The sequence below is a fragment of the Tessaracoccus sp. genome, assembly GCF_016714275.1.
Classification (GTDB): domain Bacteria; phylum Actinomycetota; class Actinomycetes; order Propionibacteriales; family Propionibacteriaceae; genus Arachnia.
The window spans coordinates 60197-74235 of sequence record NZ_JADJNP010000004.1; the positions used below are offsets into that span (position 1 = coordinate 60197).

Sequence of the window (14039 nt, forward strand, 5' to 3'; positions counted from 1 at the left end):
AGCCGGGTTCCGGTGTTCCGGCCTATATGCGCTGGGTGAACCGAGGTTCTGCACGCTGGATCGCTGCGAGTGCTTATGCCTTTGGGTTGAGTCCCAACGCCATCACGCTAATGTCGGCCTGTCTATCGTTGACTGGCGTGGCGCTGCTCATATTGCTGCCGCCAACGGTAATGCTCGGAGTTGCGGTCGCGCTCCTGCTGGCGCTCGGTTTTGTGTTTGACTCCGCTGACGGTCAACTGGCACGTCTCTACCGGAGGCCGAGTAAGGCCGGAGAGTGGTTGGATCACGTTGTTGATGCATTTCGTAGCCCGGCCATCCATGTGGGCGCGGCTATTGGTGTAGCCCGGTTTTTCGAAGAAATGAACTGGCTGGCGCTGGTGGCGCTCTGGTATGGATTGGTTACTTCAGCACAGTTCCTTAGCCAGATTCTTGCCGAGGCCCTTGTCAACAATGCGGGATCCGAAATTAGACGCGGCGGTACTCTTCGATCATTTGTCCTATTGCCGATAGATCCAGGCGTTCTTTTGTGGTCTTTCGTGCTGTGGGGCACCGGTGCGCCTTTTGCAGTGGTGTATTGCATGCTTGCGTTTGTGGCAACTGTGCATAGCTTCGTGTCGATGCGTAGACGGCACCGTGATTTGTCCGCTCTCGACGCAGCAAGGAGTGCCTAGTGCCAGAAATGTCTGTCATTTTGCCAGTGCGCGACTCGGAAAAGACGATCCGTCGCGCGGTCACGTCGACCTTGCGGGCGATGCCGCGTGACTCGGAATTGGTCGTTTTGGACGACGGCAGCACCGACTCCACAGTGGTTATCCTCGACGAACTATCCAAAGACACGCGACTGCGAGTGCTTCAGGGAGGAGATGAGGCTGGACGCGGTGTTGGTCCTGCATTGGCGAAACTCATGGCCGCTACCGACAGCCAGTTTGTCGCCCGTATGGATGCTGACGACATCTCTATGCCCTGGAGGTTCAGGGAGACTCTTCCGCTGGTGCGGACCTCGGCCGATCTGGTGTTTACGGCGATACTTAAGCTGCAGGGACAGCGTTTGGTGCCAGGGCTTCCGGCGTCCATCTCTCCCGGTGCCTTTCGTCTACATCTGCTTCTCACGAATCCGGCCTGCCACCCCACTCTCGTTGCACGTCGAGAAGCTATTGACCGCGTAGGCGGATATCGCGCCGTACCTTCGGAGGACTACGACTTGTGGATGCGGTGTGCGACCTCAGGAGCGAGACTTCTGAGGGCAGCTTCGTATGGTCTCATTTATCGAATTCATCCGACTCAGGTCACAGCTTCAAAGTCTTGGCAGATTGCATCTTGGGCGGATAGTCAGCAGGCAGCGGCCTACGCAGATTTGAGTGAGCGTGTGGTCGGAAGGAGACTTCCTCGCCTAGTTCAGATCGCGGCGCTCGATCCGACAAGCCGAGAACGCGCCGTGCGAGAGTTTGAGACGCTGCTTTCGCCCGCAATTGCAGAACTTGGCGGCTTACAGGGCGCGATTCTGACGAGACGCTTGCGTGCACGCGTGAAATGGGTTCGTGATCAGCCCACTGCAACAACTGACAAACCTGAACAAAGGGACCTTCGTGCCTGAACAGACTCTATACGGATCAACGGCCGTGCCAGTACGTAGCTATGGACGCGCTTTAAAGGAACGGTGGTTGTGGCTGGTCGTCGGGGCGATCACTGGCCTAGCACTTACGGGCGCTTATGTCGTTTTCACTACTGCGCAATACACTGCGTCAGCGGTGGTCTCCATCAAGCCCATTTTGACGGATCCTTTTGGGTCTGGTCGTTCGAGTTCCGGCCTGGTTGACATGGGGACAGAGGTGCAGCTTGCGACGTCCTGGACCACTGCTAGCGCTGCCGCCGATGATTTGGGCGGTGAGTGGAACGCTAGCCAACTGATGGGCAGCACCCAGGCTACTGCCGATCCGCAGGGGACAGTGCTGACGTTGGCATGTACGGCAGAGTCACCGGATCGAGCCATTACGTGTGCGGACTCGATGGCGACCGCCTATCTTGAGGTACGGAGCCTTCAGGCCCGGGACCTAGCCGCATCACTTACCGCTGCGATCGACAGCCGGATTGACATACTTACGCAAGACGTAAAGGCGGGCCTCGCGGAGAATGGCGGACTGGACGCCGCGGCGCGCGCGGAGCTAGCACGGCAGGAAATCACGGCGCTAGTTACTCAGCGGACCTCCTTGGTGACACTTTCTGAGAATGCCGGTGATATCATCACTCCGGCGATCAATAGCCGCGTGGATCGAGCTCCACGATCGACAGTGTGGTTGGCCGGAGGGTTCGCGAGCGGACTGTTTGTGGGCCTGGCTGGTGCGCTCCTCCGGGACTTGCGGTTCTCGCGAGTCACTTCGGGCGAACAGCTTGCGGACCTGGTGGATCTTCCAGTCTGGCTTCCGGAGCGCGAGCTGGGGCCCGAGCGGTGGAACGCGGCATCGGAGTTGTTCGGGTTTGCCGTTGAGGGTCGCGGACCGGTGGTTGTTGCAGCAGCAGATCATCCGGCAGCAGCGGCACTCGCCCAGTTGCTCGTTAGTTCGCAGGTGGGTAACGGGAAGAATGTTCGGCTCGTTCCGGTGGCAAGCACCGCAGACGTGCTCGCGAGTGCGAGGGATGCTGAGGCGGTCGTGCTCGTATTGGCTCCCGGCTCTCATCGCCGGGACGTGGCCTACCTTGTCACCATGCTCGCGGGAGTAGGCAGGGAGATTCTGGGGGTGGTGCTGGCTGACCGCAGCGAAGGGTTGCCGCGACGACGTGACGACGCACTTCCGGAAGGCGATCGGCGACAGGGAACTGGAGCGTCCCGTGCCTAGTTCTCTGCGTTGTAGGGCCGTTTCCAGCGGTAGCCGTCCGGTAGCGGTAGCTGCGACCGCTGTGTGGTTGAGCCTAGCTGTGGCTCTCCGATCGTAATGTCGTATAGTTCGGACTTTGCCGCTCGGCCGGGTAACTCCTATGGACGTAGAAAGCTGATGCCTCTGCGGTACGGCTGGTCTGCGGACACGTTGCCGAAATGGCCATTTGCGTTGCCGTTTGTTGGATATCCGGTTGCGTGGTTCATGGGCGTTGGTGACTTGATCTGGCCTATTGCAGCCCTCATTATGTTTGCCGTTCTCGCGAGAGCGAGAGGCGTGACCGTGCCTCGTGTCGGGATCGTGTGGTTTTTGTTCCTCGCTTGGGTGCTCTGTTCGTTCGTGGCGATCAATACGTTTGGACGGACGATAGGAGCCGTATATAGGTTCACGCTATATGCGGCCGCCACTGTGATGGCGGTATACTTATTCAATTCGATCCGCACGCTTACGGTCCGGTATGTGACCGGGGTCGCCACCTTCTTTCTAGCGGTGATGACGGCGGGCGGGTATTTTGCTATGGTGGCCCCCCTGTTCACTTTTGTCACGCCGCTATATTCGCTAGTCCCGGCATCATTGCGCTCAAACGATATCATTGCCGAAATGATTGTGCGAAGGACGACGCAATGGAACCCTGACGCGTGGATCGTTCAAGCACCGCGTCCGAGTGCTCCTTTTATCTACGCTAATGCGTGGGGCAACGTTTATTCACTGGTGCTTCCCCTCGCGGTCGTATATTTGACGATTATCTGGAAAACTAATCGGAGGCTGGCTGTTCTAGGTCTGCTTATCGCATCCCTTGTGCCGGCGGCCGCGACGCTTAACCGCGGGATGTATATCGGTTTAGGTGTCGTCGGTCTCTGGTACCTGGTGCAGACATACCGCCGAGGTGCCGTGCGGACCGCGTTGTTAGCGACATTTGGCGCCGGACTTGTCGGCCTGGCGGTGGCTCTTTCCCCGTTCGGTGGCCGTCTTGTAAATCGCGTCTCTACTTCAACGTCGACTGAGGATCGGGCCGATCTCTACAGCGCGACGGTGGCGGAGGTTCTTCGCTCACCGCTCCTCGGTTATGGAGCTCCTCGGCCTTCTCCTAGCCCATGGTTTCCTTCCTTGGGGACTCAAGGCCAGTTGTGGACCGTACTTTTTTCCCATGGTTTCCTCGGGGCGGCCTTATTTATCGCGTTTCTGGTCTTGGTATGGGTTCGAGCAATCCGCAGATGCGATCCAGTGGGAGCGGTGCTGGGCGGAGTTGTTCTGGCCACGATCGTCGAATCAACTTACTACGGGATGATGACGGGCTTGAATGTCAGCCTGGTGGCGGTTGCTTTGCTCGAGCGGAGCGATAGCCAGCTCCGACGCTGGTGGCCGTTGGGAGGCGAAGTTTCCGAGGGGATCGACCGCGGTGGCGCGTTGACCCTGCATCAGCCGGGATAACGACGCCGGGCGATGAACGGGTGGAGGCGTCAGGTGCGAAGGTTGATGCGATGGGCAGTTGCGGCTGGCGATCGTGGGTCCGGCTAGGTGCGCTTCATAGAGGGTGTTAGCCATGCTTCGGTGGTCGGATTGAGTCGGTTAGTCTGGTAGGAGGAACTTGTGAATGACGACTCCAGGGCGTCTGCGCGTGGTGAGATTGCGCGCGGCGGAGCTCTGAGCTTTGTCGGTGCGAGTATGAGCGCCGTGTTGGGCTTGGCTTTGACGATTGGCATGGCTCGTATTCTGGGCGACTCGGGAGCCGGCTTGGTTTTCCAGGCGATGAGCGTGTTCGCGATTGTCCTCGCGCTGGCGAAGTTCGGTCTTGACTCCACGGCTATATGGTTCCTGCCGCGTGTAGCTGTGAGCAATGCGAGCGAGACATCAACAGTCGTATCCACAATGGTGCTCTTAACCATCGCGATAAGCACCGGCGCGACGATTGTGGCGCAACTGATAGTTCCATGGATCTGGGCTGGTCAACCCGAGGTAGCAGCGGTGGTCCGGGCGGCAACCTGGTTCGTCCCGGCGGGCGCCGTGATGTTGGTGATGGGTGCGGCCTTGCGAGTCGTGGGAAATGTGCGCTCGTACGTGCTGCTCGGAAATATTGCGCTGCCGGCTATTCGGCTCCCGCTGGTGTTGATCTCAGCGGCTAGCGCCAGTTCGCTTGTCACGGTCACGCTCGCGTGGGCTGCTCCGTCCGTGTTGGTTGCAGTCTTGCTCGTGGTGGCCGTCGCGCGCTGGCTTAGGCCGACTGGTCTTCGTTACGAGCGCGGGTCGCTGCGTGAGCATGCTCCGACATTGGTGCGGTTTGCGGCCCCACGTACGGTGTCGGCGGGCCTGGAACAGACGCTGCAGTGGCTAGACGTGCTGATTGTTGGCTCGCTGGTGGGACCCGCGGCGGCGGGCGTCTACGGCGGCGCAAGCCGGTTTGTTCAAGCGGGGCTCGTGATCGACTCGGCGCTCCGGGTCGTTGTAGGCCCGCGTCTCAGTGCGTTGTTGCACAAGAAGGACTCAGAGGGGGTACAGGAGCTATACGGTCTGGCCAGCGTTTGGCTTGTGCTGTTCGCTAGCCCGCTGTATGTGGTTCTGGGCCTCTACGCGCCGGTTGTTCTCAAGATCCTCGGCTCGGACTTCGAGGCCGGCGCGGCGGCGCTCGGGATCCTGTGTGTCGGGGCTGCCGTCACCTTCCTCGCTGGAAACGTTCATTCGGTACTGCTGATGTCCGGTCGTAGCGGGTGGGCGGCGTTCAACAAGGGGGTGGTCGTCGCGGTCAACATCGCAGGCAATCTGGTGCTTGTTCCAGTGTGGGGTCTCACTGGTGCCGCAGCGGCCTGGGCGCTATCGATGCTGCTCGATGCGCTCCTGGCATCGGTCCAGGTGCGGGCCTTCATCGGACTACGGTTCCAGGCTGGCCAGGTGCTACTTGCCCTCGGAGTGACGCTGGGGTCCTTCGGCGTAGCCGGTGCTGTTGCGCGGGGCATTCTAGGCTCCAGTTGGCTCGCGCTCGGGGTGACTTTGGTTGTCGGCGGCGGCGCCTATCTCATCGGCTGCATGCTGTTTCGGCGTCGACTGCGCCTGGATGGCCTTCGGGCGATCGTGGGGCGGAGACCATCAGCTAGCTGAACCAGGGACCCTGACGGCGTCGTTACAGTCGTCGACGTTACTCGATTCCTTCGCGAAGCAGATCATGTGTATACTCCGGAGCGAGACCTTCGGGGGAGGGTCTGTCTTTTCGTCTGGGGGGGCCCAAGATGTTCCTGAAACGCGTACTTGCCGTGTTCGCGACTGCGAGCTTGATTGTTGGAGGAGGGATTCTCAGCGCGCCAACCGCGGCTGCAGCGGAGAACCCCACCAAGGGACCGGACGGACTCGTTCGTGACGGGTCAACTTCAGAGCTGGCGGCAGCGTCATGCTTCGAGATTAAGCAGAACAACCCGGACGCACCGGACGGTGCGTACTGGTTGCTTACGCCTAAGTTGCAGACTCCGCAACAGTTCTTCTGTGACCAGACCACCGACGGCGGTGGTTGGGTGCTGGTGGGCAAGGGTCGGAACGACTGGCAGTCCTACTACCACGGCCAAGGTGAACCCTCGGCGCTTCTGACGCGTAACCGCACGCCTTCCGGCTTCAGCACTGTTCAGTTGTCCAGCAACACCATCGACGGGCTGCTCGATGGTCGCAACGTCAAGGACTTGGGCAACGCGGTTCGCATCGTCCGCGCGCGGAACGACACCGGCACGCAGTGGCAGAACGTGCGCTTCGCCATGCCCAACCGCGACCGTTGGTCATGGGCGTTCGGTGCCACACACCCGATCACGATGGCGTCGTTCGACGGCTCCGGTTCAGGGACCGGAACCAGCACTTCGTTTGGGACCAACTCCAACTGGAATCGCGTGCTGTTCGAGTTCTCCAGCCGTCAGGGCTGGAGGGCAGGCTTTGGCTACGGCACAGGCGCCGCTGGGGGCTCCTCAAGCGACACCTCGTTTCTCTACTCGATTACAGGTAATGGCTCGCTGCCGTACGCCGAGCTGTACGTCCGGCCCACTCTCGTGTCGACAGATCTGCACTTTCCCGCGATTCCAGACACGGGTACTTCGGCTATCGCTCAGCGCGCGATGGCGTCCTCCTGGGCTGCACGGACGCCTTGGGGCGTCACCGGCAACCTGAATGGTCGTGTCGCGGAGGGCAATCAGCCCGCCCAGGCGTTTGCGCAGATCGGGAACGTGGTTTACGTCGGAGGCAACTACACGACGGTCCAGCGCGGATCGTCGCCTGGCAGCAACGTCGCGCCGCGAGCCGGCTTGGCTGCCTTCAATGCGACAACTGGTGAGTTCATCTCATCCTTCTCTGCGACATTTAATAACCAGGTGAAGGCGCTGGTCGCGCTTCCCAACGGAAAGCTCCTTGCGGGTGGCGAGTTCACCACCGTGAATGGCGAACCGGCGCTAGGCACGGCCCTCCTGGATCCGGCGACTGGTGCGCGCGATACGAGCTGGGATCTGAGCATCGAGAACCGGCTTACCTCCGGTGTAATGATGGTTCGCTCGCTCTCATTGGCCGGCGACTATGTCTACCTGGGCGGGGCTTTCACTCACCTCAGCGGCGGTGGAGCCAACAACGTGTATGCGCGGCATGGAGCCAGGGTCAACTGGACGACAGGACAGCCCGATCGCACCTTTAACCCGGCGTTTGATGGCACCGTGGTCTCGGTGGACGCGAGCGATGATGGATCGCGATACTACGCCGCGGGCTATTTCACTATGACCGCGGGGGGAGCTGCGAACAAGGCCGCGGCGATCCAGGCGGTCGCAGGCGCGCCACTGGTGGCGCCTTGGAACACGGTGTGGAGCAACGGCGACCGGAGCGGCTACCAGCAGGCCATTCTTGATGCTGGACCGCGTGTGTACGTGGGAGGGTCGGAGCACTCGATCTTTGGATATGACCCGGCCACGCTTGCGCGGCGTTCAGGATCCATCACATTGGGCAGCGGTGGAGACTTCCAGGCGCTGGCGGAGGGTAGTGGTGTGGTTTACGGCGGCTGCCACTGTGGAAGCTGGAGCTACCAGGACGCTTACCTCTGGCCCACCCCGGCAGCTGGATGGACCCAGGCAGACAAGATCCAGTTCGTGGGTGCGTGGGATGCTGAGACGGGTGACTATATTCCCAGTTTCAGCCCGCCGTTCCTCAACAGCAGTAACGCTGGCGCATGGGGACTCTTCGTGGGGAATGACGGCGCTCTGTGGGCAGGTGGCGATTTCACTGGGTCGCGAATCTCGCAGACAAGTAGTCAATGGAACGGGGGGTTCGTCAAGTTTGACGCGACCGACTCGACACCGCCGGGAGTGCCAGGAAATCTCCGCGTAGCCAGTACGACCGCGAGTTCGGTTACCCTCGCCTGGAACAGTGTGGCTGGCGCGGCGTCCTATCAGGTCTTGCGGGACGACCGGGCGGTTGGGATCTCGACGACTACCTCACTCCAGGTTCCGCTCAATGGCGCGCAACGGTACTTTGTGCGCGCTGTCGACGCGGCTGGCAACCTAGGAGCCAGTACCCCCGTCCTTGTGGTTCCCGGAGGAAAGCAGCTACCCAACTCGGCGTTCACCATCGAGTCTGACGGCCTTGACGTGACCCTCGTCTCTTCCCCTGAGAATGATTCCCCGACCACGGTTAGAGCCTGGACGCTGGGAGATGGGACGACTGCATCCACGCCTACGGTTACGCATAGATACCTCGGTGGCGGAACGTATGACATCGAGCTTTACGTGACAGACGCCACTGGAGCTTGGTCACGGACACGTCAGACGGTGACCCTTGAGCAGCCAGTCCCAGCCGACCCCTACGGCGCTGCGGTGTACAACCGGGCACCTTGGGCCTATTGGAGACTGGACGAGGCGGCCGGGGCTGCGGCAGCAGACGGCTCTGGCAACGCCAACCACGCGATCTACCGTGAGGGTGTGATCCAGGGCGCTTCGGGCGTGCTTCGTGGCAACGCAGGTGCCCGCTTCGACGGAGTCAATGATGTCGTGGTGGCTAGCAGGCAGATTCCTGCACCGCAGGTCTATTCCACCGAGGCATGGTTCAAGACGACCACGACCCAGGGCGGCAAGATCATCGGTTTTGGCGCGAGCGCAACAGGGTTGTCCTCGAGCTACGACCGGCACGTGTTCATGCGTAACGATGGCCGCCTGGTGTACGGGATCTACAACGGTGGCTACCACACGATCACTTCGACAAATGCCTACAACGATGGTTCTTGGCACCATGTTGTGGCGTCGCAGTCGGCGTCGGGGCTCGTGCTCTACGTCGATGGGGTCGCTGTAGGAACTAACCCGCAGGCAATCGCGGAGACCAATACGGGGTACTGGCGCGTAGGTGGCGACCGAGTCTGGGAAGGCGCAAGTTCCTCGTATTTCGATGGCTCGATCGACGAGGTCGCAATCTACTCGACTCCGCTGACGTCGGACGAGGTTGAGAATCACTTCCTGCTCGGGACGCCAGGACCTAACGTGGCGCCCAAGCCGGCATTCACCCATAACGTCACTGGACGGACCGTTGCGTTCGATGCTTCGAGTTCCAGTGATGAAGACGGCTCGATCACTTCGTTCGTCTGGGACTTTGGCGACGGGACCACCGGAACGGGGGTATCCGCTACACATACCTACGCTACCGAGGGCGTTTACGCGGTTGCGCTACGTGTAACCGACGATGCGGCCGCGAACACGGTGAAGGTAAGGTATGTGGAAGTTGGGGCAACAGTTGAGCCCCCGGCCGACGCTTACGGCAGAGCCGTGTTCGATGATGCTCCTAACCTCTACTGGCAGTTTGAAGAGACGAGCGGTACCAACGCTGCGGATAGCGGAACCGGATTGCGACCAGGAACCTACCAGCAAGGGACAATCCTGGGCGCCGACGGAATTCGACTGCAGAATGCAGCCCAATTCGATGGGGTGGACGACGTCGTCGTCGCCAACGCAAGCGTCCCAGGTCCTTCGATCTACTCTGCTGAGGTTTGGTTCCGCACGGCCACCACTTCTGGCGGCAAGCTGATCGGCTTTGGCAACGCTTCGTCGGGGACGTCCAACAACTACGACCGCCATGTGTACATGCGCGACGATGGCCGTCTGGTGTTCGGTGTGTGGGTCAACGAAGCGCATACGGTGACCTCGTCGGATGCCTACAACGACGGCGAGTGGCACCATCTTGTGGCTACCCAATCCGACGCCGGGATGATCTTGTACGTCGACGGTGTCTCGGTAGGAACGAACCCGCAGAAGTCGGCGCAGCCATACAGTGGCTACTGGCGCGTGGGTGGAGATAGCGTCTGGGACGGGTCGAGTTCGGCCTACTTCAGCGGGCTGCTTGACGAGGCGGCGGTCTACTCGTACGCACTGTCTCCGGAGCAGGTCGCCGGGCATTACGGCATCGGGATTCTGACTCCGAACCGGGCTCCGGTTGCGTCGTTCACGTATGAGGCTGACTACCTGGATGTGGAGTTTGATGCGTCGGGTTCGTCGGATCCGGATGGTTCGATTGCTTCGGTGTCGTGGGACTTCGGTGACGATTCTGCGGCGGTGACGGGTGAGAAGGTTTCTCACACGTATGCGGCTGCAGGTGAGTACCAGGTGACGGTCACGGTGACTGATGATGAGGTGCTGTTGGTGTCTCGACTCAGTCGGTGACGGTGGTTGTTCCTCGAATCAGGCTCCGGTTGCGTCGTTCACGTATGAGGCTGACTACCTGGATGTGGAGTTTGATGCGTCGGGTTCGTCGGATCGGATGGTTCGATTGCTTCGGTGTCGTGGGACTTCGGTGACGATTCTGCGGCGGTGACGGGTGAGAAGGTTTCTCCACGTACGCGGCGGAGGGCAGCTACCAGGTGACGGTCACGGTGACTGACGATGATGGTGTGAGCAGTACTGCTCAGCAGTGGGTCACAGTTGCCGCTGTGCCGGTGAATCAGGCTCCGGTTGCGTCGTTCACGTATGAGGCTGACTACCTGGATGTGGAGTTTGATGCGTCGGGTTCGTCGGATCCGGATGGTTCGATTGCTTCGGTGTCGTGGGACTTCGGTGACGATTCTGCGGCGGTGACGGGTGAGAAGGTTTCTCACACGTATGCGGCTGCGGTGAGTACCAGGTGACGGTCACGGTGACTGATGATGAGGGTGCTGTTGGTGTCTCGACTCAGTCGGTGACGGTGGTTGTTCCTCCGAATCAGGCTCCGGTTGCGTCGTTCACGTATGAGGCTGACTACCTGGATGTGGAGTTTGATGCGTCGGGTTCGTCGGATCCGGATGGTTCGATTGCTTCGGTGTCGTGGGACTTCGGTGACGATTCTGCGGCGGTGACGGGTGAGAAGGTTTCTCACACGTATGCGGCTGCGGGCAGCTACCAGGTGACGGTCACGGTGACTGATGATGAGGGTGCTGTTGGTGTCTCGACTCAGTCGGTGACGGTGGTTGTTCCTCCGAATCAGGCTCCGGTTGCGTCGTTCACGTATGAGGCTGACTACCTGGATGTGGAGTTTGATGCGTCGGGTTCGTCGGATCCGGATGGTTCGATTGCTTCGGTATCGTGGGACTTCGGTGACGATTCTGCGGCGGTGACGGGTGAGAAGGTTTCTCACACGTACGCGGCGGAGGGCAGCTACCAGGTGACGGTCACGGTGACTGACGATGATGGTGTGAGCAGTACTGCTCAGCAGTGGGTCACAGTTGCCGCTGTGCCGGTGAATCAGGCTCCGGTTGCGTCGTTCACGTATGAGGCTGACTACCTGGATGTGGAGTTTGATGCGTCGGGTTCGTCGGATCCGGATGGTTCGATTGCTTCGGTGTCGTGGGACTTCGGTGACGATTCTGCGGCGGTGACGGGTGAGAAGGTTTCTCACACGTATGCGGCTGCGGGTGAGTACCAGGTGACGGTCACGGTGACTGATGATGAGGGTGCTGTTGGTGTCTCGACTCAGTCGGTGACGGTGGTTGTTCCTCCGAATCAGGCTCCGGTTGCGTCGTTCACGTATGAGGCTGACTACCTGGATGTGGAGTTTGATGCGTCGGGTTCGTCGGATCCGGATGGTTCGATTGCTTCGGTGTCGTGGGACTTCGGTGACGATTCTGCGGCGGTGACGGGTGAGAAGGTTTCTCACACGTATGCGGCTGCGGGTGAGTACCAGGTGACGGTCACGGTGACTGATGATGAGGGTGCTGTTGGTGTCTCGACTCAGCCGGTTGTTGTATCAGACCAGCCCGCCAACCAGCCTCCCTCTGCGTCGTTCACGCATTCGGTGGCGGGGCTTAAGGCATCGTTTGATGCGTCGGGTTCGTCGGATCCGGATGGTTCGATTGCTTCGGTGTCGTGGGACTTCGGTGACAACTCTGCGGCGGTGACGGGTGAGAAGGTTTCTCACACGTATGCGGCTGCGGGTACTTACCCGGTGACGGTCACGGTGACTGACAATGGTGGTGCGAGCAGCACCTCTACGAGTTCTGTGACGGTGACGGAGCCTGTGGGTGAGCCGGTTACTACTCGGGTCGTGAACTCCGGGTCGTCGTGGTCGTACCTTTACCAGCTGTCGGCTCCGCCTACGGATTGGGCGCAGCGCACGTTTAGTGACGTGGCTTGGTCCACTGGTGCGGGTCCGATTGGCTACGGTTCTTCGGTCGTGGGCACGAACCTCAACCCGCCGGCGGTCGCTACTGATCGTCCTCGGGCCGCGTATGCGCGTACGACCTTCGAGGTTTTGGATTCGGCTGCGGTGACGGCGTTGTCGTTGTCTGTGCTTGCTGATGATGGTGCCGTGGTGTACGTGAACGGTGTGGAAGTTGGGCGTGACAACCTCGGATCGGGTGCGGTCACTTACTTGACGTTCGCTGACTCTGCGCGGCGTGTGACGGCAGCTCAGGCCTCGCCGTTGGTCGTGTCGGTGCCGGTGAGCCTGCTGGTTGATGGCATCAACGTGATCGCGGTTGAGTCGCATGTGAACTATCGGTCGACTCCGGACCTGACGATCGCAGTAACCGCCGACCTCACGACGATGGAACCAGGTAACGGCACTCCAAATATCGCTCCGTCTGCGTCGTTCACGCATTCGGTGGCGGGGCTTAAGGCATCGTTTGATGCGTCGGGTTCGTCGGATCCGGATGGTTCGATTGCTTCGGTGTCGTGGGACTTCGGTGACAACTCTGCGGCGGTGACGGGTGAGAAGGTTTCTCACACGTATGCGGCTGCGGGTACTTACCCGGTGACGGTCACGGTGACTGACAATGGTGGTGCGAGCAGCACCTCTACGAGTTCTGTGACGGTGACGGAGCCTGTGGGTGAGCCGGTTACTACTCGGGTCGTGAACTCCGGGTCGTCGTGGTCGTACCTTTACCAGCTGTCGGCTCCGCCTACGGATTGGGCGCAGCGCACGTTTAGTGACGTGGCTTGGTCCACTGGTGCGGGTCCGATTGGCTACGGTTCTTCGGTCGTGGGCACGAACCTCAACCCGCCGGCGGTCGCTACTGATCGTCCTCGGGCCGCGTATGCGCGTACGACCTTCGAGGTTTTGGATTCGGCTGCGGTGACGGCGTTGTCGTTGTCTGTGCTTGCTGATGATGGTGCCGTGGTGTACGTGAACGGTGTGGAAGTTGGGCGTGACAACCTCGGATCGGGTGCGGTCACTTACTTGACGTTCGCTGACTCTGCGCGGCGTGTGACGGCAGCTCAGGCCTCGCCGTTGGTCGTGTCGGTGCCGGTGAGCCTGCTGGTTGATGGCATCAACGTGATCGCGGTTGAGTCGCATGTGAACTATCGGTCGACTCCGGACCTGACGATCGCAGTAACCGCCGACCTCACGGTCGTCAGTTAAGCGACATCGGCCTTACTAAGGCACCGCTCGGGGTCCGTCCTGCAGTCTGCAGGACGGACCCCTCTAGCTTCACGGCCGCGATCGAAGCTGGCTTACGGCCGACTTGCCAATCCCCATCCTCTCGGGAATCCGACCCTCCACCACACCCCGGGGCGGTTCACCGGCCGCCAAGGGGGCCGAAATTCACCCGACGCCAGGCAGTCAATTTCAGGCGGAGTTGCCACGAGCGTCGCCGACACTGGACCGCTGCGATCAGAGGAGTCAAGGGCGATGTCAGGTCGAAGGCCGCTATCAGGTGCTCGCAGTCCGTCGGCTCGTTGGCGCGGTCGCCGGTGTCAAACAGCGCCA

General features: G+C 60.6%; 8 protein-coding genes. All 8 read left to right on the forward strand.

Annotated features, from left to right (window positions below):
• The first annotated feature begins 26 nt into the window (after nucleotides 1-26).
• The 8 genes from IPJ61_RS14550 to IPJ61_RS14585 all read left to right on the forward strand — a co-directional run bounded on the left by IPJ61_RS14550 (nucleotide 27) and on the right by IPJ61_RS14585 (nucleotide 13691).
• Nucleotides 27-671, forward strand: a complete 645-nt coding sequence (locus IPJ61_RS14550) for a CDP-alcohol phosphatidyltransferase family protein (RefSeq protein WP_297110950.1) — start codon at nucleotides 27-29, stop codon at nucleotides 669-671.
• Nucleotides 672-679: 8 nt separating this feature from the next.
• Nucleotides 680-1594, forward strand: a complete 915-nt coding sequence (locus IPJ61_RS14555; RefSeq protein ID WP_297108987.1) for a glycosyltransferase family 2 protein — start codon at nucleotides 680-682, stop codon at nucleotides 1592-1594.
• Between the two features lie 412 nt (nucleotides 1595-2006).
• Complete coding sequence (locus IPJ61_RS14560) at nucleotides 2007-2834, forward strand: GumC domain-containing protein (protein WP_297108990.1); 828 nt, start codon at nucleotides 2007-2009, stop codon at nucleotides 2832-2834.
• Nucleotides 2835-2990: 156 nt separating this feature from the next.
• On the forward strand, nucleotides 2991-4304 hold the full coding sequence (locus tag IPJ61_RS14565) for an O-antigen ligase family protein (RefSeq protein WP_297108993.1): 1314 nt from the start codon (nucleotides 2991-2993) through the stop codon (nucleotides 4302-4304).
• A gap of 159 nt (nucleotides 4305-4463) precedes the next feature.
• Nucleotides 4464-5966: an oligosaccharide flippase family protein gene (locus tag IPJ61_RS14570; protein WP_297108996.1), complete on the forward strand. Its 1503-nt coding sequence runs from the start codon at nucleotides 4464-4466 to the stop codon at nucleotides 5964-5966.
• A gap of 128 nt (nucleotides 5967-6094) precedes the next feature.
• Complete coding sequence (locus tag IPJ61_RS14575) at nucleotides 6095-10522, forward strand: PKD domain-containing protein (protein ID WP_297109000.1); 4428 nt, start codon at nucleotides 6095-6097, stop codon at nucleotides 10520-10522.
• Between the two features lie 209 nt (nucleotides 10523-10731).
• Nucleotides 10732-10983: a PKD domain-containing protein gene (locus IPJ61_RS14580; protein WP_297109003.1), complete on the forward strand. Its 252-nt coding sequence runs from the start codon at nucleotides 10732-10734 to the stop codon at nucleotides 10981-10983.
• Nucleotides 10980-13691, forward strand: a complete 2712-nt coding sequence (locus tag IPJ61_RS14585; protein ID WP_297109007.1) for a PKD domain-containing protein — start codon at nucleotides 10980-10982, stop codon at nucleotides 13689-13691. The genes IPJ61_RS14580 and IPJ61_RS14585 overlap by 4 nt, the downstream gene beginning before the upstream one ends.
• Nucleotides 13692-14039: the final 348 nt, after the last annotated feature.